At 64.6% G+C, this 22,198-nt stretch carries 24 protein-coding genes; 17 read left to right on the forward strand and 7 right to left on the reverse strand.

Features of this window, described 5'->3' with window-relative positions:
• Positions 1-33: 33 nt before the first annotated feature.
• Genes ntrC through dusB form a run of 3 tightly spaced genes read right to left on the reverse strand, consistent with a single transcriptional unit; the run spans position 34 to position 3,541 of the window.
• On the reverse strand, positions 34-1,524 hold the full coding sequence (ntrC, locus tag ACAX61_RS00075) for a nitrogen regulation protein NR(I) (protein WP_370712801.1): 1,491 nt from the start codon (positions 1,522-1,524) through the stop codon (positions 34-36).
• A complete protein-coding gene (locus ACAX61_RS00080) occupies positions 1,482-2,567 on the reverse strand; it encodes a two-component system sensor histidine kinase NtrB (RefSeq protein WP_370712802.1) in 1,086 nt (361 codons plus the stop codon). The genes ntrC and ACAX61_RS00080 overlap by 43 nt, the downstream gene beginning before the upstream one ends.
• Positions 2,543-3,541: a tRNA dihydrouridine synthase DusB gene (gene dusB, locus ACAX61_RS00085; protein WP_370712803.1), complete on the reverse strand. Its 999-nt coding sequence runs from the start codon at positions 3,539-3,541 to the stop codon at positions 2,543-2,545. The genes ACAX61_RS00080 and dusB overlap by 25 nt, the downstream gene beginning before the upstream one ends.
• A 90-nt stretch (positions 3,542-3,631) precedes the next feature.
• Here dusB and ACAX61_RS00090 point away from each other — a divergent pair, with 90 nt between their 5' ends.
• The 3 genes from ACAX61_RS00090 to ACAX61_RS00100 are packed head-to-tail and all read left to right on the forward strand — an operon-like array spanning position 3,632 to position 5,876.
• Positions 3,632-4,798, forward strand: coding sequence for a bifunctional 2-C-methyl-D-erythritol 4-phosphate cytidylyltransferase/2-C-methyl-D-erythritol 2,4-cyclodiphosphate synthase (locus ACAX61_RS00090; RefSeq protein ID WP_370712804.1), 1,167 nt, complete (start codon positions 3,632-3,634; stop codon positions 4,796-4,798).
• Positions 4,795-5,334 (forward strand): hypothetical protein, encoded by a 540-nt coding sequence (locus ACAX61_RS00095; RefSeq protein ID WP_370712805.1) that lies wholly within the window; start codon positions 4,795-4,797, stop codon positions 5,332-5,334. Before ACAX61_RS00090 ends, ACAX61_RS00095 begins: the two co-directional genes overlap by 4 nt.
• Complete coding sequence (locus ACAX61_RS00100) at positions 5,331-5,876, forward strand: CinA family protein (RefSeq protein WP_370712806.1); 546 nt, start codon at positions 5,331-5,333, stop codon at positions 5,874-5,876. The genes ACAX61_RS00095 and ACAX61_RS00100 overlap by 4 nt, the downstream gene beginning before the upstream one ends.
• Here the strand turns inward: ACAX61_RS00100 and ACAX61_RS00105 are convergent.
• Both ACAX61_RS00105 and lipA read right to left on the reverse strand, forming a co-directional pair.
• Positions 5,804-6,298: a type II toxin-antitoxin system RatA family toxin gene (locus ACAX61_RS00105; protein ID WP_370712807.1), complete on the reverse strand. Its 495-nt coding sequence runs from the start codon at positions 6,296-6,298 to the stop codon at positions 5,804-5,806. The genes ACAX61_RS00100 and ACAX61_RS00105 overlap by 73 nt on opposite strands.
• Positions 6,298-7,227, reverse strand: a complete 930-nt coding sequence (gene lipA, locus ACAX61_RS00110; protein WP_370712808.1) for a lipoyl synthase — start codon at positions 7,225-7,227, stop codon at positions 6,298-6,300. The genes ACAX61_RS00105 and lipA overlap by 1 nt, the downstream gene beginning before the upstream one ends.
• Positions 7,228-7,331: 104 nt before the next feature.
• Here lipA and ACAX61_RS00115 point away from each other — a divergent pair, with 104 nt between their 5' ends.
• Positions 7,332-7,997 (forward strand): carbonic anhydrase, encoded by a 666-nt coding sequence (locus ACAX61_RS00115; protein WP_370712809.1) that lies wholly within the window; start codon positions 7,332-7,334, stop codon positions 7,995-7,997.
• A gap of 48 nt (positions 7,998-8,045) precedes the next feature.
• On the opposite strand, the gene aspS is transcribed toward ACAX61_RS00115, so the two are convergent.
• Positions 8,046-9,875 (reverse strand): aspartate--tRNA ligase, encoded by a 1,830-nt coding sequence (gene aspS / locus ACAX61_RS00120; RefSeq protein WP_370712810.1) that lies wholly within the window; start codon positions 9,873-9,875, stop codon positions 8,046-8,048.
• Positions 9,876-9,975: 100 nt separating this feature from the next.
• On the opposite strand from aspS, the gene rnd reads away from it, so the two are divergent.
• The 11 genes from rnd to ACAX61_RS00175 all read left to right on the forward strand — a co-directional run bounded on the left by rnd (position 9,976) and on the right by ACAX61_RS00175 (position 19,703).
• Complete coding sequence (rnd, locus tag ACAX61_RS00125) at positions 9,976-11,151, forward strand: ribonuclease D (protein ID WP_370712811.1); 1,176 nt, start codon at positions 9,976-9,978, stop codon at positions 11,149-11,151.
• Positions 11,148-11,444: an I78 family peptidase inhibitor gene (locus tag ACAX61_RS00130; protein ID WP_370712812.1), complete on the forward strand. Its 297-nt coding sequence runs from the start codon at positions 11,148-11,150 to the stop codon at positions 11,442-11,444. Before rnd ends, ACAX61_RS00130 begins: the two co-directional genes overlap by 4 nt.
• Positions 11,445-11,565: 121 nt before the next feature.
• The gene (locus tag ACAX61_RS00135) at positions 11,566-12,600 is read left to right on the forward strand and encodes a substrate-binding domain-containing protein (protein ID WP_370712813.1); all 1,035 of its coding nucleotides are present in this window, start codon (positions 11,566-11,568) and stop codon (positions 12,598-12,600) included.
• Positions 12,601-12,606: 6 nt separating this feature from the next.
• The gene (gene pstC / locus ACAX61_RS00140) at positions 12,607-13,983 is read left to right on the forward strand and encodes a phosphate ABC transporter permease subunit PstC (protein WP_370712814.1); all 1,377 of its coding nucleotides are present in this window, start codon (positions 12,607-12,609) and stop codon (positions 13,981-13,983) included.
• A complete protein-coding gene (gene pstA, locus ACAX61_RS00145; protein WP_370712815.1) occupies positions 13,976-15,244 on the forward strand; it encodes a phosphate ABC transporter permease PstA in 1,269 nt (422 codons plus the stop codon). The genes pstC and pstA overlap by 8 nt, the downstream gene beginning before the upstream one ends.
• Positions 15,244-16,023, forward strand: a complete 780-nt coding sequence (gene pstB / locus ACAX61_RS00150; protein WP_370712816.1) for a phosphate ABC transporter ATP-binding protein PstB — start codon at positions 15,244-15,246, stop codon at positions 16,021-16,023. The genes pstA and pstB overlap by 1 nt, the downstream gene beginning before the upstream one ends.
• 27 nt (positions 16,024-16,050) lie before the next feature.
• Positions 16,051-16,725, forward strand: a complete 675-nt coding sequence (gene phoU, locus ACAX61_RS00155; protein ID WP_370712817.1) for a phosphate signaling complex protein PhoU — start codon at positions 16,051-16,053, stop codon at positions 16,723-16,725.
• An 11-nt stretch (positions 16,726-16,736) separates the two neighbouring features.
• The gene (gene phoB, locus ACAX61_RS00160) at positions 16,737-17,429 is read left to right on the forward strand and encodes a phosphate regulon transcriptional regulator PhoB (RefSeq protein ID WP_370714853.1); all 693 of its coding nucleotides are present in this window, start codon (positions 16,737-16,739) and stop codon (positions 17,427-17,429) included.
• A gap of 131 nt (positions 17,430-17,560) precedes the next feature.
• The gene (locus ACAX61_RS00165) at positions 17,561-17,956 is read left to right on the forward strand and encodes a hypothetical protein (RefSeq protein WP_370712818.1); all 396 of its coding nucleotides are present in this window, start codon (positions 17,561-17,563) and stop codon (positions 17,954-17,956) included.
• Positions 17,957-18,069: 113 nt separating this feature from the next.
• Positions 18,070-18,966, forward strand: coding sequence for an SDR family NAD(P)-dependent oxidoreductase (locus ACAX61_RS00170; RefSeq protein WP_370712819.1), 897 nt, complete (start codon positions 18,070-18,072; stop codon positions 18,964-18,966).
• Positions 18,963-19,703 carry a glutamine amidotransferase gene (locus tag ACAX61_RS00175; protein WP_370712820.1) on the forward strand — a complete coding sequence of 247 codons (741 nt, stop codon included), beginning with the start codon at positions 18,963-18,965 and terminating at the stop codon, positions 19,701-19,703. Before ACAX61_RS00170 ends, ACAX61_RS00175 begins: the two co-directional genes overlap by 4 nt.
• On the opposite strand, the gene ACAX61_RS00180 is transcribed toward ACAX61_RS00175, so the two are convergent.
• Entirely contained in the window at positions 19,679-20,686 is a 1,008-nt protein-coding gene (locus ACAX61_RS00180; protein ID WP_370712821.1) for a 2-hydroxyacid dehydrogenase, read from the reverse strand. The two genes, ACAX61_RS00175 and ACAX61_RS00180, sit on opposite strands and share 25 nt — an antisense overlap.
• Before the next feature lie 94 nt (positions 20,687-20,780).
• Here ACAX61_RS00180 and ACAX61_RS00185 point away from each other — a divergent pair, with 94 nt between their 5' ends.
• Both ACAX61_RS00185 and nadC read left to right on the forward strand, forming a co-directional pair.
• Positions 20,781-21,272, forward strand: a complete 492-nt coding sequence (locus ACAX61_RS00185) for an SH3 domain-containing protein (RefSeq protein WP_370712822.1) — start codon at positions 20,781-20,783, stop codon at positions 21,270-21,272.
• A gap of 42 nt (positions 21,273-21,314) precedes the next feature.
• Positions 21,315-22,157: a carboxylating nicotinate-nucleotide diphosphorylase gene (gene nadC, locus ACAX61_RS00190; protein WP_370712823.1), complete on the forward strand. Its 843-nt coding sequence runs from the start codon at positions 21,315-21,317 to the stop codon at positions 22,155-22,157.
• Positions 22,158-22,198: the final 41 nt, after the last annotated feature.

Genomic DNA, 22,198 nt, shown 5'->3' on the forward strand with positions numbered 1-22,198 from the left:
CCTGTAAAACACATTCTTTTTCTAATCTGGCCGTCAGCCACCCACGCCTCGACGACTGGGATCGATGCCGAGCGTGTCGAGCCGTTTGCGCAGCGTATTGCGGTTGATGCCCAACATCCGCGCCGCACGAAGCTGATTCTGGCCGCAACGTGCCAACACAGCCTCGATCAGCGGGCGCTCGACTTCCGCGATGATGCGTTCGTAAAGGCTGCCATCGTCGAACGCTTGCGGCAATTCGCGAGCGATCCGTTCAAGCCGGGCGGCAACCGCCGCCGCCAGATCCGGATCGGCGTCGAGCGCACTGACCGTAACTGGGCCGCCCTTGCCCATATGCGCACGGATTTCCTCGGCATCGATGGTTTCGTCGCGGCCCAGCGCAGCGGCGCGGCGCATCAGGTTTTCCAGCTCGCGGACATTGCCCGGCCAGTCATGGCTCTCGAGCAGCGCCAGTGCGCCGCGATCAATCCCCTTGCGCGGAAGGCCGTCCTCAGCCGCGCGGTCAAGAAAGTGGCGTGCCAATAGCGGCACGTCCTGTCGACGCTCCCTCAGCGGCGGCAGGCTGATCGGCACGACGTTCAGGCGGTAGAACAGGTCTTCACGAAACGCGCCCTGCTGAACCGACGACATCAACTCCTTGTTGGTCGCGGCGACGATGCGCACATCGGCACGGATCGTCCGAGCGCCACCGACCGTCGTGAACTCGCCCGATTGCAGCACGCGCAGCAACCGCGTCTGCGCTTCCATCGGCATATCGCCGATTTCGTCGAGGAACAGGGTGCCGCCCGCCGCCTGCTCGAACCGCCCGGCCACACGCTGTGCCGCGCCCGTGAAGGCGCCGCGCTCGTGCCCGAACAGCTCGGCTTCGATCAGCTCGCGCGGGATCGCGGCCATGTTGATCGCGACGAACGGGGCATGGCGGCGTGGCCCCAGTTCATGGATCGCGCGCGCGACCAGTTCCTTGCCCGTGCCCGATTCCCCGGAAATCAGCACGGTCAGGTCGTTGGCGACTACGCGGGCGACGATGCGATAGACCTCTTGCATCGCGGGCGATCGCCCGATGAGCAGGCCACCCCCCTCCTCCACGGGGCCGAGGTCGACTGGACGCGCCGCGCTGCGGGCCAGCGCGCCCTGCACCGCATCGGCAAGCGCGTCGAGGTCGAAGGGCTTGGGCAGATAATCGAACGCCCCTGCCTCTGTCGCGCGGACGGCGGTTGTCAGCGTGTTCTGCGCCGAAAGTACGATGACAGGCAGCCTTGGATATTCGGCCGTCAGCGATGTCACTACGTCCAGCCCATTGCCATCGGGCAGGATGACGTCGGTGACCAGGACATCCGGCAGGCTGCGACTGATTTCGGCACGCAGCGCTGTCAAGCTGGCGACCGCATCGACCCGGTGCCCAGCCCGGCGCAGTGCCTGTGCGATGACGGTACGGATCGCGGCATCGTCGTCGCAGACCAGAATACGGCCGACATGCCCGCTGTTCATCGCTCGGCTCTTGGCAACAGGATACGCAACACCGTGCATTCAGGCTCTCCTTCGCGCGCATAGGCGACGATGCCGCCCATGTCGCGCACCAGCTTGTCGACCAGCGACAGGCCCAGGCCCTGACCCTCTGGCTTGCTGGAAATAAATGGGTCGAACAGATGGTCGGCAATGTCGGCAGGCGCGCCGGGGCCGTTGTCGACGATGCAGATTTCGATCGGCAGCTTCTGGCGCGGGCGCCCCGGTGCGGTGCTGGCGGACATACCGTGCCGATAGGCGGTGGTCAGCTGGACGCGCGGGTCGGCTTGCCCCCGCACCGCCTCCGCCGCGTTTTTAAGCAGGTTCAGCACTACCTGAAGAAAACGGTCGCGGTCGATCAGGACAGGCGGCAACGAGGGGTCAAAGCGTTCGTCGATCGTGACGCCGCGCGCAAAGCCGGCCTCCGCCACGCGCCGCGCATGGGCCAGCAGCGGATAGATGTTCGCGCTCTCCAGATTGGGTGCGCGCGTATCGGTGAAATCCTGCATCCGGTCGATCAACGCCGCGATGCGATCGACCTCGGTCGTTATAAGCTGGGTCAGCTCGACCTCGCCGCCGCTTGCCTCAAGCAGCTGCGCCGCGCCACGGATGCCGGACAGGGGGTTTTTGATTTCATGCGCCAGCATCGCCGCAGCGCCCATCGCCGCGCGGGCGCTACCACGATCGCCGATGCCGTGGCGACGCCCAGCCGCCGCATCGTGCAGGGTGACGACGCGCCATCCAGGCCCGTCGGGCATCACCGTTTCGTTCATGTCGACCCGTACCCGGTGCCCGCGCCGGGTGACCAGTTCGGTATCGAGCAGGGCCAAGCCGCCACGGTCGCGGCTGCTGGCATATTCATCAGGGAGGGTCAGCACCTGAGTCAGGCCCAGCCCCCGCATCGAGCGTTCGGACTGGTTGAGCAGCAACTCGCACGCTCCGTTTGCGAAGACGATGCAATCACCAGGATCGAGGACCAGCACAGCGACCGGCAACGCGGCAAACAGGTCGGCAAAACCCGGCGCGTTATCGGCGGCGGCGCCTATGCGGCCGCGCGCGAACGCCACGGCGCATAGAATTCGGCGAGCATCGCCTGCACGACGCGCGGGTCGGCCTGCTGGTTCACCTTGTTGCGAAACTCTGCCGAGCCGTGCAGCCCGCGCGTATACCAGCCAATGTGCTTGCGGGCCATGTTGACGCCCGTTTCCTTACCATAATGGCTGAGCATCATCTCATAATGCTCTGCGATCAGGTCATATTGCGCCTCGATCGTGGGATCGGGTACCGCCCCGCCCCCGGCGAAGTGCGCCATCACCTGACCCAACAGCCACGGCCTGCCATAGCTGCCGCGCCCGATCATCACGCCATCCGCACCCGATTGCGCAAGCGCCGTTTCGGCATCCTCGATCGAGCAGATGTCGCCGTTGACAATCACCGGCAGCGATACCGCTTCCTTGACCCGCGCGACGAAAGCCCAGTCGGCGCTGCCCTTGTACATCTGGTTGCGGGTGCGGCCGTGCACCGTGATCAACTGTGCGCCAAGGTCCTGCGCGATCCGTGCCAGTTCGGGCGCGTTCAGGCTGCCATGGTCCCAGCCCATCCGCATCTTGACCGTAACCGGTACCTTAACCGCCTTCACTGTCGCGTCGATCAGGCTGGCCGCCAGCGGCAGGTCGCGCATCAAGGCTGAGCCGGCATCGCCGTTCACCACCTTCTTGACCGGGCAACCCATGTTGATGTCGATGATCGCCGCGCCCCGATCCTCGTTCAGGCGTGCTGCCTCGGCCATCTCATGCGGTGAACATCCGGCAAGCTGCATCGACACCGGCTCTTCAACCGGGTCCCACGCCGCCTTTTGCAGCGACTGGCGCGTCTCACGAATCATCGCCTGGCTGGCGATCATTTCAGTCATGTTCAGGCCCGAACCGAAGCGGCGAACCAGCTTTCGGAACGGCAAGTCGGTCACGCCGGTCATCGGCGCGAGGATCACGGGGCTGTCGATCCGCACCGGACCGATCTGGATGGGAGCGAGCTGGGTCATGATCTGCCTGAAAAACGGGCAGCCTCTACCCCAAGGGCGGTACGCTGGCAAGGCTGGCGGGCGCGCGGCGATTGAGCTAGGCCGCCGCGAATGGACCGAGCCAAGACCGCCGCACTGATTGTCGCCGCCGGCCAGGGCGCCCGTATGGGCGCGCCCAAGCAGTTTCGCGCGCTGGGCGGGCGGGCGATGCTCGGCTGGAGCCACGCCGCGCTGTCGGCCCATCCCGCAATCAACCACGTGCTGATCGCGATCGGCGCCGGTCAGGAAGCGGCGCTGCACGATGCACTGGGCGATGTGCCCTTCGTGATCGGCGGTGCCACGCGGCGGGATTCGGTGCGCGCCGGGCTGGACGCGCTTGCGGCGGCGGGATTCGAGACAGTGCTGGTGCATGACGCCGCCCGCCCCTTTGTCCCGGCGCGTGTCGTCGACGCGCTGCTTGACGCGCTGTCGGACGATGCGGGCGCGATCCCGGCCCTGCCCGTTGCCGACACGCTGGCGCGCGGGATCGAGGTGCTGGGCGAAACGATCGACCGCAGCGGGCTGCAACGCATCCAGACGCCCCAAGCCTTTCGCCTGGCGGAACTGATTGGCGCGCACGACGCTTGGCCTGATGACGCCGAAGCCACCGACGACGCCCAGATGCTGCGTCGTGCGGGGCATAGCGTGGCGCTGGTCGAAGGAGACCCCATGCTCGAAAAGATCACCTGGCCTCAAGACGCGGTCCGTGCGGAGGCGATGCTCGCCGCGCGCATGATCAGCCGCAGCGCGTCGGGGTTCGATGTCCACCGGCTGGAAAGCGGTGAGGAATTGTGGCTCGGCGGCATTTTGATCCCGCATGACAAGGGGTTGTCCGGTCACAGCGACGCCGATGTCGCGCTTCATGCCATCACCGACGCGCTGCTTGGCACGATTGCGGCGGGCGATATCGGTCAGCATTTCCCGCCCAGCGACCCGCAGTGGAAGGGCGCGAATTCGGCCCAGTTCCTTCAGCACGCCGCCGGTCTGGTCGCGCAGGCAGGCGGGATCATCGACTTTGTCGACCTGACGCTGATGTGTGAGGCGCCCAAGATCGGCCCGCACCGCGAAGCTATCCGCGCACGCGTGGCGGAATTGTTGCGCCTGTCGCCGCCACAAGTCAGCATCAAGGCCACCACGACCGAACGGCTGGGCTTCACGGGTCGTGGGGAGGGAATTGCGGCTCAGGCGGTTGCCACCGTGCGGGTTCCCGGGACCGATGGCGGGAGTGTTCAGGCATGAAGGCGTTGACCCGCATCGGCGCGTTGCTCGCCGCTCTGTCCGTGCCTGTCGGCGCAGCGGCGCAGACGCGCGCCACGACCCAATGCCTGTCCGACCGGGAAGGCGAATCGGTCCTGCTGTATCTGGCGCCGGACCTGCTGGCGCAGACGAACCGTATCTGTGCTCCTGTGCTGCCCACAAGCGCCTATCTGCGGCGTGCGGGTGCGACGCTGGGACAGCGTTATGCGGCCGAGAGCGCGCAGGCGTGGCCCGCTGCACGAAGCGCGATCGGCAAGATTGCCGGACCGGATGTCGCCCCCCTGCTCGATTCGGCCTTTGCCGCGCCAGCCGTCGCATCGCTGGTGGCGCCGTTGATCGCGGCAGAGATTACCGCGTCCGATTGCCCCCGCCTTGACCGTATCCTTTCGCTGATGGCTCCGCTTCCGCCGCGCAACGTCGCAGGGCTGGCCGTCGCCTTTCTGCAACTTGCCGGGGACCGCGACCGCAAGGCCGGTCGCCGCCCCGCGCTTCCGATCTGTGAGGCCCCGGCCCGATGACTGCTGATACCGACACCATCCTGCCCAACGAACTCGTTGCCCTTGCCCGCCGTGTAGTCGAGGAAAACCGAGCCGCAGGGCGCCGCGTAGCTGTTGCGGAAAGCTGCACCGGCGGGCTGGTGGCGGCTGCGATTACAGAGATTCCGGGGTCGTCGGACGTTCTGGATGCAGGCTTCGTTACCTATTCCAACGAGGCAAAGCGCGTGACCCTGGGCGTCAGCCTGGACGTACTGGAAACCTTTGGCGCGGTATCGATCGCGGTGGCGTGGCGCATGGCACAGGGTGCGCTGGAGCATAGCAGCGCCGATGTCGCCGTGGCGATCACTGGCGTCGCCGGTCCGGGTGGCGGGACCGAAAAGAAGCCCGTTGGAACCGTCGTTTTCGCAAAAGCGGTGCGCGGCGCCGATCCGCAGGACGTGCATGCGGACCTTCGCCGGCTGGACGATATCGGCCGTGCCGGTATCCGGCTTCAGGCGGCGTCGTGTGCGCTTGAACTGTTGCTGCCGGACGCCGCCGATCCAGAGGCTGGCGACGAACCGTAAAGCGTCGTCGCCCGTTCCTCGAACGCGCCGATCATCTTGCGCAGCGCCCGGTCAAACACCTGACCGGCCAGCATTTCGAACATCCGGTTCTTGAACTGGAAGTCGACGCAGAAATCGACCATGCATCCGCCCTGACCATCGGGACGGAATGTCCAATCATTGTTCAGATATTTGAGCGGGCCATCCAGATAATCGACGCGTATATGCCGGGGGCGTTCCTTCTGCACTCGCGACGTGAAGCTTTCGCGCAGCCCCTTGAAGCCGACAATCATGTCAGCAACCATTTCGGTGTCGCTGTTCGACCGGACGCGAATGGCGCTGACCCACGGCAGAAATTCGGCATAGCGGCCGACATCGGCCACCATGTCGAACATCTGTTCGGGGGTGTAGGGCAGTTGCCGCGTTTCGTTATGCTTGGGCATCAGGCCTTGACGCGCGCCAGCTTGGCTGCGCGATTGGCGCGCAACCGCTCGAAATCTTCACCCGCATGATAGCTCGACCGCGTCAGCGGCGACGATGCGACCAGCAGGAAACCTTTGGCCCGCGCGATGGCGGCATAGGCGTCGAATGCCTGCGGCGTTACGAAATCTTCGACCTTTGCATGACGAGGCGTGGGTTGCAGATACTGACCCATGGTAAGGAAATCGACATCGGCAGAGCGCATGTCGTCCATCACCTGATGCACTTCCAGACGCTCTTCGCCCAGGCCCAGCATCACACCCGACTTGGTAAAGATCGACGGATCGTGCTTCTTGACGCTCTCCAGCAGGCGCAGCGAGGCATAATAGCGCGCGCCCGGTCGGATCGTGGGATACAGGCGCGGCACGGTTTCGAGATTGTGGTTATAGACGTCGGGCCGCGCCGCGACGATCGCCTCGACCGCCGCTTCCGCCTTGTTTCGGAAATCGGGCGTCAGGATCTCGATCGTCGTCGTTGGGTTGGCGGCGCGAATCGCTTCGATCACCTTGACGAACTGGCTGGCGCCGCCGTCGGGCAAGTCGTCGCGATCGACCGAGGTGACGACGATGTGGTTAAGCCCCATCTGCGCCGCCGCATCAGCGACGTTCTGCGGCTCCATCCGGTCTACCGCGCGCGGCATCCCCGTCTTGACGTTGCAGAAAGCGCAGGCGCGGGTGCAGGTGTCGCCAAGGATCATGACCGTGGCGTGCTTCTTCGACCAGCATTCGCCGATGTTCGGGCAAGCCGCCTCCTCGCAGACGGTGGTCAGGCTTTTCGCGCGCATCAACTCGCGCGTCGCGGCGAACCCGGCCGAAGTCGGGGCTTTGACACGGATCCAGTCGGGCTTGCGCGCACGCGGCGCACGGGGTGCGAGTGCGGGGCTGTCGGTCATGGGCGGCAGATAGCCTTCGCAATGCTTTGATACAATGGGCGGCGGAACAGGTGCTAAATAAGCGGGGTTAGCAACGTGCAGTTTCATAACCCAAGAGGAGAACGATGACCCATTTCGCTGAACTGGTCGACGGTTATCACCGCTTCCGCACCTCCGACCTTCATCGCCAGCACGAACGCTGGCAGCAACTTCGCGAAAAGCAGGAGCCGAAGGTGATGGTGATCGCCTGCTCCGATAGCCGCGTCGAACCCGCCCAGATTTTCGATACCCTGCCCGGTGAGATTTTCGTCGTCCGCAACGTGGCCGCGCTGGTGCCGCCGTTCGAGGACGATGGCGGTCGCCACGGTGTGTCGGCGGCGCTTGAGTTCGCCGTCACCAAGCTGAAGGTCGAGGAAGTGGTGGTCATGGGCCACGGCGCCTGCGGCGGCTGCGCGGCGGCGCTGTCCAATGTGTTCAAGGATTCAGCGCCCGGCGAAGGCGGCTTCGTCGCCGCGTGGGTCAGCATCCTCGATGAGGCGCGGGAAAAGGTGAAGGCCGAACATGGCACCGGACCCAATGCCGCGCGGGAAATGGAATATGAGGCGGTGCGCACCTCGATCGCCAACCTCGACACCTTCCCCTTCGTTCAGGAAGCGAAGGCGATGGGCCAGCTCAAGGTGCATGGCGCCTATTTCTCGATCATGGACGGCGAATTGCACGTCATGGACGAGGATGGGGAGTTCGCCTTTCCCCAGCCGCGTGAAGTGACGCTGCCGATCGACGTGGCGTAACGCAGCTTCAGCGCCCGCCTCGTCAAGAGAGGCGGGCGCTGTTGGTTCTTATTCCGGCGCGACCGTCGCGGCCGGCGGCGTCGCGGGCTTGCTCCCCGGCGCCTCGACAATGCGGATGCCCAGTTCGCGAAGCTGCTTGGCGGTCACCGCCGAGGGTGCGTTCATCATCAGGTCTTCCGCCTTCTGCGTCATCGGAAAGGTGATGACCTCGCGGATGTTCGGCTCATCCGCCAGCAGCATCACGATGCGGTCGACGCCGGGGGCCGAGCCGCCGTGCGGCGGTGCGCCGCATTTGAAGGCGTTGATCATGCCTGAGAAGTTCGCGTCCACCTCAGCCTGTGAATAGCCTGCGATTTCGAACGCCTTGTACATGATTTCCGGCTTGTGGTTCCGGATCGCGCCCGACGACAGCTCAACGCCGTTGCAGACGATGTCGTACTGATAGGCGAGGATGTCGAGCGGGTCTTTGGTCTCCAGCGCTTCCATCTCGCCCTGCGGCATCGAGAAGGGGTTGTGGCTGAAGTCGACCTTCTTCGCATCCTCATCATATTCGAACATCGGGAAGTCAACGATCCAGCAGAATTCAAACCGCTTGTCGTCGATCAGGCCCAGCGTCTCGGCCACGCGCGTGCGGGCCAGGCCGGCCAGCTTTGCCGCCTGCCCTTCCTTGCCCGCGGCAAAGAACACGCCATCATTGTCGCCGAGGCCCAGTGCGGCGATCAGCTTCGCCGTCCCTTCCTCGCCATGGTTCTTGGCAATGGGGCCGCCGGGGACACCATCCTTGATGTTGATATAGCCAAGGCCAGAATAACCCTCGCCGCGCGCCCAATTGTTCATGTCGTCGAAGAACTTGCGGCTGCCCGCACCGGCGCCCGGTGCCGGGATAGCCCGAATCACGCTGCCGCCCTCGACCAGCGAGGCGAAGATGCCGAAGCCAGAGCCATGAAAATGGTCGGTCACGTCGACGATCTCGATCGGGTTGCGAAGGTCGGGTTTGTCGTTGCCGTATTTCAGCATCGATTCGCGGTACGGAATGCGCTTGAATGGCAGCGCCGACACGGTGCGCCCCTTGCCCTGCCAGTCGGCGAATTGCTCAAACACGCCGTGCAGCACCGGTTCAATCGCGGCGAACACATCTTCCTGCGTGACGAAGCTCATCTCGAAATCGAGCTGATAGAATTCGCCCGGCGAACGGTCGGCGCGCGCATCCTCGTCACGAAAGCAGGGTGCGATCTGGAAATAGCGGTCGAAACCGGCAACCATCAGCAGCTGCTTGAACATCTGCGGCGCCTGCGGCAGCGCGTAGAACTTTCCGGGATGCACACGGCTGGGCACCAGATAGTCGCGCGCGCCCTCCGGCGACGAAGCCGTCAGGATCGGCGTCTGGAATTCGGTAAAGCCCTGCTCGATCATACGGCGGCGCAGTGACGCGATCACATCGGCGCGCAGCATGATGTTCGCATGAACCTTCTCACGTCGCAGGTCGACGAAGCGATAGCGCAGGCGAACATCCTCGGGATATTCGTTCTCGCTGGCGACAGGCATCGGCAGCTCGTGCGCCATCGACTGGACGACAGCGTCTTCCGCGCGGATTTCAATGGCGCCAGTCGGCAGGTTGGGGTTCACCGCCTCTGCCGCGCGCGCCACCACCTTGCCGGTGATGGTCACGACCGATTCGCTGCGAAGCGATTCGATCACCGCGAAAACCGGACCGTCGACCTCGGTCACGATCTGGGTGATGCCGTAATGGTCGCGCAGGTCGACGAACACCAGATCGCCATGGTCGCGCTTTTTGTGGACCCAGCCCGACAGGCGAACGGTCTGGCCGACATCGGTGTCGCGAAGGGCGCCGCAATGGTGCGTGCGATAGGCGTGCATGATCGTTGGTCTTTCGCTTCGGCAAAAATCAGGATGGTCGCCGCGCATCCCGCCCCCTTCCCTCTTTGTCAAGGCGCGCACTTGGTTCTATGGAGCCGCGATGCACATACACGGCCTGATCGAGGACAATGCAGCCCTCGCCAATCTTTGCGCGCGCCTGTCCAACTCTCCCTTTATCGCGGTGGACACCGAGTTCATGCGCGAGAACAGCTATTGGCCAGAGCTTTGCCTGATCCAGGTCGCGGACGAAAACGAAGCCGCTGCGATCGACCCGATGCAACCGGGCATCGACCTGCAGCCCCTGCTCGACCTGCTGGTCGAAAATGAGGAGGTGCTGAAGGTCTTCCATGCTGGCGGGCAGGATATCGAGATTATCTACAACCTGACGGGCAAGACCCCGCACCCGTTGTTCGACACGCAGGTCGCCGCGATGGCATTGGGCCAGGGGGAGCAGATCGGCTATTCCAATCTGGTCGACAGCTATCTGGGTATCACCGTCGACAAGGGCGCGCGTTTCACCGACTGGTCGCGCCGCCCGCTGGATGCGCGGCAGATCGACTATGCGATTGCCGACGTGACCCACCTGTCCAAAATCTTTCCGCGCATGCTGGACAAGCTGCGCCGCACCGGGCGCGGATTGTGGCTGGATGAAGAGATGGAGCGGCTGGCCAATCCGGGCAACTACTTCAACGATCCCGATCTGGCGTGGCAGCGTATTCGCATCAACAGTCGCAAGCCTGACGTGCTCGGACGACTGAAGGCACTGGCTCGGTGGCGTGAGATCGAGGCGCAGGGCAAGGACCTGCCGCGCGGGCGCATCGTCAAGGATGAGACGATTGCCGACCTCGCCGCCAACCCGCCGCGCCGTCAGGGCGATCTGGCCAAGGTGCGCGGCCTGTCCGCCACCTGGGGCGGAAACGATATTGGCGGTCGGTTGATGGCGGCGCTGGAGACCGCGGTGCCGCTGCGGGGCGACGAACTGCCGTCACGCGACGACCGCAAGCCTTCGGTCGGGAAGGAAGGTGCGCTGGTCGCCGACCTGCTCAAGCTGTTGCTCAAGATCCGCGCCAAGGAAATCAATGTCGCTGCGCGCCTGCTCGCGCGTTCCGACGATCTTGAGGCGCTGGCGGCCGGTCAGCGTGAGGGGCTGGCCGTGTTGGACGGCTGGCGCTTCGAACAATTTGGCCGCGATGCCCTGGCACTGGTCGAAGGGCGTTTGGGTTTTGCCGTAAAGGGCGGCAAACTGCGCATGACCCGGACCGAGGAGCCTGTATGATCCGCCTTGCACCCATTGCCCTGCTCGTCTGCACGGCCTGCACCCCGACCACCAGTGCCGATGTTTCGTCATCCGGTTCGGAAAGCGGCGCGCAATGCGATGCGACGGCGATCCAGAATCTGGTGGGTGAAGTGGCCGACCAAGCGGCAATCGACCGCGCCAAGACAGCGTCGGGCGCACGCGATGTCCGCCGTTATACGACCGGTTCGGCGCTGACGATGGACTTCCGGCCCGACCGGCTGAACGTGGAGGTCGACACTGCCGGGCGGATCGTAAAGCTCGGCTGCGGCTGACAGATTTGAAATGATCGGGGGCGCTGTCATCAAATCGCAACGTCAATGCAACAAAGGGACGCCGATCGGATGTTACCGGCCATAGCGGGGCCAATTCCACGCATCCGGGGGACCGTTTCGAATGTTGCGACCTTTTGCCCTCGCGGGGTTTCTCGCCCTTGCGCTCACTGCCTGTGATGAAGGCGGCGCGGCGCGTGAGGAAATCCGCATCGTCGGCTCGTCCACTGTTTACCCGTTCACCACGGCGGTTGCGGAGCAGTTCCGCAATAAGCGGCCCGACCGCAAGGCGCCGGTGATCGAGGCGACCGGGACGGGTGCCGGCGTCAAGCAGTTCTGCGGCGGGATCGGCCCGCTCCATCCCGATATCCTCAACGCGTCCCGCCGGCTGAAGAAGTCGGAGTTCGAGAGCTGCGCCGCCAACGGCGTCAGTGAGATCATGGAAGTTCAGGTCGGGCTGGACGGCGTCGCCTTCGCCGAATCGACGCGCGGCCCTAAACTGGCGCTCAGCAGCTCGGACATTTATCGTGCACTTGCGGCTTTTCCCGGCGGCCAGCCCAACCGGTCGCGCTTCTGGTCCGATGTGAACCCGTCGCTGCCACATATCCCCATTCAGGTTATGGGTCCGCCTGGAACCAGCGGTACGCGCGATGCGCTGGCGGAGCTGATCCTGGCGCGCGCCTGTGAAGCGGTGGTGCCGGGGGCTGCAGAGTGGAAGGAAAACGACAGCGACCGTTTTGCTCGCAACTGCACGCGCGTGCGCGACGATTCGGCCTATGTCGATTCGGGTGAGAACGATAATCTGATCGTGCAGAAGCTGGATGCAAATCCCAACGCCATCGGCATTTTCGGCTTCAGCTATCTGGACGAGAACAAGGGCCGACTGAACGGCGTGCCGATCGACGGGGTCGAGCCGACCTATGACAGCATCGCCAGCGGTCGTTATCCCGGCGCCCGCCCATTGTTCATCTATGTGAAGAAGCGTCATTTGCGACCTGTCCCCGGACTGGGCGAGTTCCTGACCGATTATGTCGAGGCGTGGGCGCCCGACGGCCCGTTGGTCCGCAAGGGCATGATCGCCGCCCCCGACGCGGCGCGCGAACGGGCGGCTCAGATCGTGGCAAAGGGCACGACCCTTGACCCCGCCGGGCTGGAATAAGCGACGATGACCGGATCGGCCCTGTTTTTCCTTGTCATTGGTCTTGCCCTGATTGGCTGGCTGACGGCGCGCGCCCGCGCGGTTCGGCTGCAGGGCAGCGGCGGCGAACGCCTGCACTCACTGCCCGGTCAACATGGCTGGTATGTTGCGATGTGGGTGTCGGTGCCGGCACTCGTCTTTCTCGCCTTTTGGAGCTGGCTCAGCCCACAGCTGGCGCGGGAAGGCGTGCTTGCCAGCGCACAGGCGGCCGCCCTGCCCGACTTTGCCTTCGAACGCTCGGCGATCCTCGCGGAAGCGCGGGCGATCGCACGCAACCCTTCGCTCGGTGCGTTCAACCCGCTGTCGGAAACGCTGGCGCCGGTCTATCGCACCTATCTGACGCGCTATGCCTGGATCGGGACCGGGATCGCGCTGGCGCTGGCGTTCGCAGGTGGTGCCTATGCCTTCAGCCGTATCGCCCCTGCATTCCGGGCGCGGTGGCGGGTTGAGCGCGGGGTGATGTTGATCCTGCTGGTCGCATCGCTGATCGCGATCCTGACCACATTGGGCATCTTCCTGTCGCTGCTGGTCGAAAGCGCGCGTTTCTTCTCGATCGTGCCGATCACCGATTTCCTGTTCGGAACCCACTGGTCGCCGCAGGTCATCAGCGCCAGCGATCCGGGCGCGGACCTGGGCGCGGTGCCGCTGTTCTGGGGCACCTTCTTCATCGGTGCGGTCATCGCGATGGCGGTCGCCATCCCCTTCGGCCTGATGAGCGCCATTTATCTGACCCAGTATGCCGCGCCCGTCGTGCGCATCTGGATGAAACCGATTCTCGAGATTCTGGCTGGCGTTCCCACGGTCGTTTACGGCTACTTCGCTGCATTGACGGTAGGCCCGGCGATCCGTCAGGTCGCAGTGGCGATCGGTATGCCCTATGCCAGTTCGGAAAGCGCGCTGGCGGCGGGGCTTGTCATGGGCGTGATGATCATTCCCTTTGTCAGCTCGATGGCCGACGACGCGCTTGCCGCCGTGCCGGGCGCCATGCGCGACGGGAGCCTCGCCATGGGTGCAACGCGGTCGGAAACGATCAGCCGTGTGTTGCTGCCCGCCGCCCTGCCCGGCGTCGTTGCGGGTATCCTGCTGGCGGTCAGCCGCGCGATTGGTGAGACGATGATCGTCGTCATGGCTGCATCGGGCGCCGCCACGATCAGTCTCAACCCGTTCGACAGCGCCACCACGGTCACCAAGCAGATCGTCGACCTGCTGACCGGCGAGGCGGAGTTTGACAGCCCCAAGACGCTGGCCGCCTTTGCGCTGGGTCTGACGCTGTTCGCCATCACCTTCCTGCTCAACATCGTCGCGCTGCGCGTGGTGAAGAAATATCGCGAAGCTTATGAATAAGACCGCAGCCCCCGAACGCGCGCCTACCGACTGGCGCGGCACGGCGATGCAACGCCGTATCCGTCGGCGCTATGCGGCCGAACGGCGCTTTCGGCTGCTGGGCTTGGCGGCGGTCACCCTGTCGGCTGCGTTTCTGGCGTTTTTGCTGTGGACGATGATGTCGAACGGCATCGCCGGTTTCAGCCGGACCGAGGTTCGCCTGCCGCTGGATTTCCCGGCCATTGCCCTGGATGTGGAACCGGCGCAGCTGAGCCGCGCGGGCGCCGATCTGGCGCTGGCTGGTGCCGGGCTTCAGAACGCCGTGGGTGCTGCCGCCGTGCAGGCCTTTGGCGAAGATGGCGAGCGTGTCATCGCCGAGAGCGCGTGGGTCACGGTACGCGAAGCGATCAAGAGCGACCCCGACATGCTGACGCGCCGGACCGTCATCACCGTCCCCGCCTCAGCCGATGTGCATGAAGCCGCGACCGACGCGGGTAGCGCGGAGGCGGAAGCCATGGTCGCACAGCTCGACCGTGCGGGCGCGCTGACCAGCGGTTTCAACTGGACGTTCCTGACCGGGGCGGATTCGACCGATCCGTCGGGGGCCGGCATCTGGGGTGCACTTAAGGGGTCGTTGCTGACCATGGCGGTCACGCTGGGCCTGGCGTTTCCGATCGGCGTATTGTCAGCCATCTATCTTGAAGAATATGCGCCGCGTAATCGCTGGACCGACCTGATCGAAGTGTCGATCAACAATCTGGCGGCGGTTCCGTCGATCATCTTCGGCCTTTTGGGGTTGGCGGTCTTTCTGGGCACCTTCAACATGCCGCGTTCGGCGCCGGTGGTGGGCGGTCTGACATTGGCATTGATGATCATGCCGGTCATCGTCATCGCCGGTCGCAATGCGATCAAGGCCGTCCCGCCTTCGATCCGCGACGCGGCGCTGGGCGTCGGCGCCAGCCGGGTGCAGGTGGTGTTTCATCACGTCCTGCCGCTGGCGCTGCCCGGCATCCTGACGGGCACGATCATCGGCATGGCCCGCGCATTGGGTGAGACGGCACCGCTGCTGATGATCGGCATGCGCGCCTTTATCGCCACGCCGCCCGGCGACCTGACCGACGCGGCCACGGTGTTGCCGGTACAGATCTTCCTCTGGTCCGATCAGGTCAGCCGCGGTTTCGTCGAAAAAACTTCCGCCGCGATCATCGTCTTGCTGGTGTTCCTGCTCGCGATGAACGCACTCGCCATTTATCTCCGCAACCGTTTCGAGACCCGCTGGTGATGCTCAGTCCCGCTCCAACCGCCACGCCGAAAATGTCGGCGCGCAACGTCAACGTCTTCTATGGCCAGAAACAGGCCATCGACGACGTGTCGATCGATGTCGACATGGACAATGTCACCGCCTTTATCGGGCCGTCGGGCTGCGGCAAGTCGACCTTTTTGCGGACGCTGAACCGCATGAACGACACCGTTGCTTCGGCGCGGGTCGAAGGGGACATCCGGCTGGACGGCGAAGACATCTACGCCCCCGCGATGGACGTAGTGCAGCTGCGCGCCCGCGTCGGCATGGTGTTTCAGAAGCCCAACCCCTTCCCCAAGTCGATCTTCGAAAATGTCGCCTATGGCCCGCGCATCCACGGGCTTGCCACCGGCAAGGGCGACATGGACCGGATCGTCGAACAGTCGCTGACCCGCGCGGGTTTGTGGAACGAGGTGAAGGACCGCCTGTCCGACTCCGGCACCGCGCTGTCGGGCGGGCAACAGCAACGTCTGTGCATCGCACGCGCGATTGCGGTCGATCCGGAAGTCATTCTGATGGACGAACCGTGCAGCGCGCTCGACCCGATCGCGACGGCGAAGATCGAGGAGTTGATCCACGAACTGCGCGGCAAATACGCGATCGTCATCGTGACCCATAACATGCAGCAGGCCGCGCGCGTGTCGCAGCGCACCGCCTTTTTCCATTTGGGCACGCTGGTCGAATATGGCGTGACGTCAGAGATCTTCACCAATCCGCGCCAGGAGCGGACCAAGGACTATATCACCGGCCGCTATGGATAAGCCGCGGCGCCGGTCAGGAACCACGCTATGAACGAACACACGGTCAAGGTTTTCGACGACGAACTGGGCCAGCTTCGCGGTCTGGTCGCCCAGATGGGCGGACTGGCGGAAGAAGCCATCGGCAAGGCGATCGAGGCGCTGGTTCGCCACGATCTTCAAGCTGCCGCTGCGGTGGTCGAGGGCGACAAGCGCATCGACGCATTGGAGAGCGAGGTCGAGCGGCTAGCCGTCCAGCTGATCGCGCTACGCGCGCCGATGGCCGATGACCTGCGCGAAGTGCTGGCGGGGATGAAGATCGCCAATGTGCTGGAGCGCGTTGGCGATCATGCCAAGAACATCGCCAAGCGTGTGGCCGATGTCGAACATGCAAAGCACATCGAACCGCTGTCGGTTCTGCCCGCCATGGCGGGTGTCGCGGCGGACATGCTGCACGACGTGCTTGATGCCTTTGCCGCGCGCGATGCCGCGCTGGCCGAATCGATCGGGGAGCGCGACCGCGCGGTCGACGACTTCTACAACTCGATCTTCCGTGCGCTGGTCACCTTCATGATGGAGAATCCCGCCTCCATCAGCCAGGCTGCCCACCTGTTGTTCATCGCCAAGAACCTTGAGCGCATCGGTGACCAGTGCACCAACCTTGCCGAGATGGTCTATTACGCCGCGACCGGTGAGACACTGGTCGAACGCGATCGCGCCAATTGAAGGAAGCCATGATGGCCCGCGTGAAAATGTTGCTGGTCGAGGACGATGCCGCGCTTGCCGAACTGCTGGCATGGCATTTCAAGCGTGAGGATTTCGAGGTCAAGCAGACCCCGGACGGCGAAGAGGCACTGTTGCTGGCCAAGGAGGCAACGCCCGATATCGTCCTGCTCGACTGGATGGTTGAAGGCTTGTCGGGCATCGAAGTGTGCCGCCGTCTGCGCCGCATGCCCGAAACCGCCAATGTGCCGATCATCATGCTCACTGCGCGCGGCGAGGAAGAGGACCGGGTTCGCGGGCTGGAAACCGGCGCCGACGATTATGTGACCAAGCCCTTTTCACCGCGCGAGCTGGTGGCGCGCGTCGGCGCGGTGCTGCGCCGGGTCCGCCCGGCGCTGGCGGGCGAGCAGCTCACCTATTCCGACATCGAAATGGATACCGTCGGTCATAAGGTCCGGCGCGGCGGCGAGGTGATCCCGCTTGGTCCCACCGAATTCCGGCTGTTGAAGCATTTTCTTGAGCATCCCGGCTGGGTCTTTTCGCGGGAGCGGTTGCTTGACGCGGTCTGGGGCCACGACAGCGATATCGAGAGCCGGACTGTCGACGTGCATATCCGTCGGCTTCGCAAGGCGATCAACATCGGTGAGCGGCCCGATATTATCCGTACCGTCCGGTCAGCGGGCTATGCACTGGACGCGGGCAACTGACCGCGACAGAATAGCGCACCGGTGCGGTGAAGGCTGAACCGGGATCGAAACAAAGGAAACCTTCTCAAGCCCAGACGTTCATGGGGCCGAAGCGCGCGACCCCAGCGCGTTTGGTACGAGGAGAGTTCGTAATGAAGCTCATCGCTTTGACCGCGGCGCTTGCCATGAGCGGCGCCGCATACGCCCAGAACATGTCGCCCCAGACCGCCCCGGCTGGCAGCACGATGGGACAAACTCCGCCAGCGACGGCAACGCCCGCCCCGACGGCACAGCCCATGCAGGGCGACATGTCGACGCAGCAGCAGCCGATGAACGGCCAGCCGATGACCGGCACCGGTGCGACCGAGACCAAGGGCGGCTACATGCCCTCCACCCCGCCCATGTCGGGCATGGCCCAACCGGGCGCGACCGTGCGTGTCCAGCCATCGATGTCGCCCAGCCAGGCATTTCCGCCGCCAGCGCCAAAAGGTGAGTATCCGATCTGCAAAAAGGGTCAGACGGATGGCTGCCGCCAGCGCGGCGGCTGATCTTTAGCTGATTAGCCAGCGAAACGAGGCTCCGGCGATGTCGGGGCCTCTTTTCGTATTGGCGCCGGCCCGATAGCAATCGTCCGGCAATCGTAACGGGAGAGACCATCGCCATGAGCATCCGCTTTGACGGCCGCACCGCCATCGTTACCGGCGCGGGCAACGGGCTGGGCCGGGCCTATGCGCTGGAGCTTGCCCGGCGCGGGGCGCAGGTCGTCGTAAACGACCTGGGCGGCAGCCGTGACGGCACTGGTGCATCGGCGGCGGCGGAAGCAGTGGTGGCGGAGATCGAGGCCGAGGGCGGCGTAGCGCTCGCCAATGGCGGCGACGTGACCGATTATGTCGCGATGGCCGCGATGGTCGAACAGGCACGCGATCGGTTCGGAAGCGTCGATATTCTGATCAACAATGCCGGCGTCCTGCGTGACAAGAGCTTCGCGAATATGGACCCTTCGGATTTCGAATTCGTGCTCCGCGTCCATCTGATCGGCTCCGCCAATTGCACGAAGGCGGTGTGGGAGACGATGCGCGACCAGCGTTATGGCCGGGTGCTGATGACCGCATCGTCCAGCGGTCTTTACGGCAATTTCGGGCAGGCCAATTACGGCGCCGCCAAGCTGGGCCTGGTTGGCCTGGCACGCACGCTACATCTTGAGGGCGCCAAATATGGCATTCGTGTCAACACCATCGCACCCACGGCTGGAACGCGGATGACCGAGGACATTTTCCCGGCGGAGGCATTTGCCCGCTTCACCCCCGAAAGCGTCGCACCCGCCGCGCTTTATCTGGTGAGCGAGGATGCGCCCAGCAATGCGATCGTCGGCGCCGGTGCTGGCGTGTTCCAAGCCGCCTATCTGACCCTGACCGAGGGCGCCCGGCTGGATGGCAATGCTCTGTCGCCGGAGGGAGTGGCCGCGCACTGGCATCAGATCACAGATCGTGCGCGTGAAAAGGTGCCGCAATCGGGCATGGAGCAGGCCCACGGCATCCTGCGTCTGTTGAACGCATGACGGCCGTTTCCCAGTCACAACCGGACAAGCGCGCGCTGGTCGTGCGTCATGCCCCGTGCGAGGGCATTGCAGGCCTGCGCCAGCCGATCAAGGCGGCGGACTATTCGCTTGCGGAAGTGGCGGTCGGCAGCTCCGACTTTGCCGCCGCCGATTTTCTTGCGCCGGACCTGCTGATCCTGATGGGCGGGCCGATGGGCGTTTACGAACATGACGACAACCCATGGATTGCCGGTGAAATTCAGCGACTGACCGCGCGGCTGGCACGCAATCTGCCGACATTTGGCGTCTGCCTGGGCGCGCAAATGATCGCCGCCGCGCTGGGGGCAAGCGTCTATCCCGGCACGGTCAAGGAGGTCGGCTTCGCGCCAATCACGCTGACCCCGGCGGGTATCGAGTCTCCGCTTCACTATCTGGCAGACCGGGCGATACTGCACTGGCATGGCGATACGTTCGACCTGCCGGAAGGTACGGAATTGCTGGCTTCCACCCGAAATTACACCCATCAGGCGTTCCGTCGGGGCGCCAATCTGATGGCGGTCCAGTTCCACCCGGAGATGGGTGACGATCCCTGTTTCGAGGAGTGGATGGAAGACGTCGATTATCTGAAGGAAGCGGGCACCAACCCCGCATCAATGCGCGCGGATCATGCCCGCCATGGCCCTGCGGCGGTCACGGCCGGCCGGGCGATGATGGAGGCGTGGCTGGCGGCGCTTCAGGTCCAGCCTTCCAGTACCTGATCGGGCGGGCGGTGGCCGTCGGCCCATGCGCGGATGTTGGCGATCACCTTCTCCCCCGACGCGACACGCCCCTCCATTGTCGCCGAGCCCATATGCGGCGTCATCACGACATTAGGGAGCGCCAGCAGACGCGGATTGATCTCCGGCTCGAACTGCCACACATCCAGCCCGGCACCCGCCAGCCTTCCGCCCTCAAGCGCCTCGATCATCGCCGTTTCGTCGACGATCCCACCGCGTGAGGCGTTGATCAGGTAGACATGCGACTGCAACAGACCGATCCGGCGCCGGTCGATCAGGTTGTTGCTATCGGCATTTAGCGGCGTGTGGATCGTCAGAATGTCGATCTCTCGCAGCATCGCATCCAGATCGTGGTGCCACGTCGCCGCCAGTTGCCCTTCCAGCACGGCGGGCAGGCGCCGTCGGTTGTGATAATGGATCGACAGTCCGAACGCACGGGCACGTGCGGCAACCGCCTGTCCGATCCGACCCATGCCGACGATCCCCAGCCGTTTGCCCCCGATCCGATGCCCCAACATCGCGCACGGGCTCCAGCCAGTCCAGTTGCCCGACCGGACCAGCTTTTCGCCCTCCGCCAGACGGCGGGGCACCGACAGGATAAGCGCCATCGTCATGTCCGCCGTGTCTTCGGTCAGGACACCCGGCGTGTTGGTGACGGTGATGCGCTGCGCCCGCGCCGCGCGCAGGTCGATATGGTTCACTCCCGCGCCATAATTCGAGATCAGCCGAAGCCGCTCCCCACAGGCGGCGATCATCTCTGAGTCGATCACGTCGGTAACCGTGGGGACCAGCACGTCACAGTCCGCCATCGCCGCCGCCATTTCTTCCTGCGAAAAACGATGGTCGTCATCATTGGGCACAAGGTCGAACAATTCGCCCATCCGCGCAGTCACGGGATCGGGCAAGCGGCGCGTCACAATCACGCGGGGACGCTTTGGGCGGGGCGGTCGCGCAGGGTCTGCCATATCACATGGCTTGGCGCGCGCATTTCGGGCAGTCAACGCCATTGATGCCTGCCGCCGCTTCGCGTTACGGGGGATCTTCAACAAGGCGGGAACGATGCGCAGCTTTCACCGATGGACCAGCATGATCGCCGCCAGCGCCGTGGCGTGCGCGGGATTGTCCACGATCGAAGCGCAAACGCGCAAACCGCCTTATTATGCCTCCATCGCCGCCTCCAAGGCGCGAATGCGAACGGGGCCGGGGCGCAATTATCCCGCCAACTGGCTTTATGTCCGTGCCGACCTTCCGATCAAGGTTGTCGACATCTATCGCGACTGGCGCAAGGTTGAGGACCCGGACGGTACACAGGGCTGGATGCAGGTCGGGCTGCTTAGTGCCGCGCGCACCGCCATCGTGCATGGCGGCATCGCTGAGCTTCGCGACAGCCCCTCCACCGGCGGCGACATCGTGTGGCGCGCGGCGCCCGGCGTGGTCGGGCGGATCAGCCGGTGCGCGCGCGGCTGGTGCTATTTCGACGTCAAGGGACGCGGGGGTTTCGTCGAACAGTCGCGATTGTGGGGCGTCGATCCGGGCGAAGACCTTGATTGAGCCACGTTGGCAGCTTGATCGGATAACGATAGGCGGAGTGGCATGAACGGACTTGAGACATTCGACCTCAGCAGCTTTGTGCGTTCCACGCTGGCGGAAGATCTTGGCCCCGGCACCGACGTGACGTCGCAGGCCGTCATCCCGGCCGAGGCGCGCTTTGACGGTGTCATGGACAGCCGCGATGCGATCGTGGTCGCGGGGCTGCCCATTGCCGAGGCATTTTTTCGGGCGCTCGACCCCGACGTGACAATCGAGCGTCTGGTCGAGGACGGTGACGCGGTCCAGGCGGGAAGCGATCTGTTGCGCGTCTCCGGCAGCGCGCGCGCGCTGCTGACGGCGGAGCGTTCGGCGCTAAACACCGTGCAACATCTGTCAGGCATCGCCACCATGACCCGGCAATATGTCGACGCGATCGCGGGCACCGGCACCACCCTGCTCGACACGCGCAAGACGCTGCCGGGCCTGCGCCTGCTTGAGAAATATGCCACACGCATGGGCGGCGCGACCAATCATCGCATGGGATTGTGGGACGCCGCGATGATCAAGGACAACCACGTCGCCGTCGCGGGATCGGTCGAGGCTGCCGTGGGCCGCGCCGTCGCCGCTGGAGTCGAACGCATCATCGTCGAGGTCGACCGGCTCGACCAGATCGAACCTGCCTTGCAGGCAGGCGCAACCCATTTGCTGCTGGACAATATGGCACCGCCAATGTTGCGCGAAGCAGTGACAATGGTCGGCGGGCGCGTGCCCACTGAGGCATCGGGCGGCGTCCGGTTGGATACCATCCGCGCCATCGCCGAAACCGGCGTGACCTATGTCAGCGTGGGGCGCCTGACCCAGTCGGCGCCCGCCGCCGACATCGGCCTCGATCTGGCGCTCGCCTGATTGGCGACGGATTGCGGCCCGGCTATCGTCGCCAGCAACAT

This window comes from Sphingomonas sp. IW22, assembly GCF_041321155.1.
Classification (GTDB): domain Bacteria; phylum Pseudomonadota; class Alphaproteobacteria; order Sphingomonadales; family Sphingomonadaceae; genus Sphingomonas.

Excerpts from the sequence above, each read along its gene's own strand:
- rnd (WP_370712811.1), top strand. The coding sequence starts at position 9,976 with ATGCACATACACGGCCTGATCGAGGACAATGCAGCCCTCGCCAATCTT.
- lipA (WP_370712808.1), bottom strand. The coding sequence starts at position 7,227 with ATGACCGACAGCCCCGCACTCGCACCCCGTGCGCCGCGTGCGCGCAAG.
- pstA (WP_370712815.1), top strand. The coding sequence starts at position 13,976 with ATGAATAAGACCGCAGCCCCCGAACGCGCGCCTACCGACTGGCGCGGC.
- ACAX61_RS00180 (WP_370712821.1), bottom strand. The coding sequence starts at position 20,686 with ATGGCAGACCCTGCGCGACCGCCCCGCCCAAAGCGTCCCCGCGTGATT.
- ACAX61_RS00130 (WP_370712812.1), top strand. The coding sequence starts at position 11,148 with ATGATCCGCCTTGCACCCATTGCCCTGCTCGTCTGCACGGCCTGCACC.
- ACAX61_RS00185 (WP_370712822.1), top strand. The coding sequence starts at position 20,781 with ATGCGCAGCTTTCACCGATGGACCAGCATGATCGCCGCCAGCGCCGTG.
- ACAX61_RS00100 (WP_370712806.1), top strand. The coding sequence starts at position 5,331 with ATGACTGCTGATACCGACACCATCCTGCCCAACGAACTCGTTGCCCTT.
- pstB (WP_370712816.1), top strand. The coding sequence starts at position 15,244 with ATGCTCAGTCCCGCTCCAACCGCCACGCCGAAAATGTCGGCGCGCAAC.
- nadC (WP_370712823.1), top strand. The coding sequence starts at position 21,315 with ATGAACGGACTTGAGACATTCGACCTCAGCAGCTTTGTGCGTTCCACG.
- ACAX61_RS00090 (WP_370712804.1), top strand. The coding sequence starts at position 3,632 with ATGGACCGAGCCAAGACCGCCGCACTGATTGTCGCCGCCGGCCAGGGC.
- ntrC (WP_370712801.1), bottom strand. The coding sequence starts at position 1,524 with ATGCACGGTGTTGCGTATCCTGTTGCCAAGAGCCGAGCGATGAACAGC.
- pstC (WP_370712814.1), top strand. The coding sequence starts at position 12,607 with ATGACCGGATCGGCCCTGTTTTTCCTTGTCATTGGTCTTGCCCTGATT.
- dusB (WP_370712803.1), bottom strand. The coding sequence starts at position 3,541 with ATGACCCAGCTCGCTCCCATCCAGATCGGTCCGGTGCGGATCGACAGC.
- ACAX61_RS00170 (WP_370712819.1), top strand. The coding sequence starts at position 18,070 with ATGAGCATCCGCTTTGACGGCCGCACCGCCATCGTTACCGGCGCGGGC.
- phoB (WP_370714853.1), top strand. The coding sequence starts at position 16,737 with ATGGCCCGCGTGAAAATGTTGCTGGTCGAGGACGATGCCGCGCTTGCC.
- phoU (WP_370712817.1), top strand. The coding sequence starts at position 16,051 with ATGAACGAACACACGGTCAAGGTTTTCGACGACGAACTGGGCCAGCTT.
- ACAX61_RS00175 (WP_370712820.1), top strand. The coding sequence starts at position 18,963 with ATGACGGCCGTTTCCCAGTCACAACCGGACAAGCGCGCGCTGGTCGTG.
- ACAX61_RS00165 (WP_370712818.1), top strand. The coding sequence starts at position 17,561 with ATGAAGCTCATCGCTTTGACCGCGGCGCTTGCCATGAGCGGCGCCGCA.
- ACAX61_RS00095 (WP_370712805.1), top strand. The coding sequence starts at position 4,795 with ATGAAGGCGTTGACCCGCATCGGCGCGTTGCTCGCCGCTCTGTCCGTG.
- ACAX61_RS00115 (WP_370712809.1), top strand. The coding sequence starts at position 7,332 with ATGACCCATTTCGCTGAACTGGTCGACGGTTATCACCGCTTCCGCACC.
- aspS (WP_370712810.1), bottom strand. The coding sequence starts at position 9,875 with ATGCACGCCTATCGCACGCACCATTGCGGCGCCCTTCGCGACACCGAT.
- ACAX61_RS00135 (WP_370712813.1), top strand. The coding sequence starts at position 11,566 with ATGTTGCGACCTTTTGCCCTCGCGGGGTTTCTCGCCCTTGCGCTCACT.
- ACAX61_RS00105 (WP_370712807.1), bottom strand. The coding sequence starts at position 6,298 with ATGCCCAAGCATAACGAAACGCGGCAACTGCCCTACACCCCCGAACAG.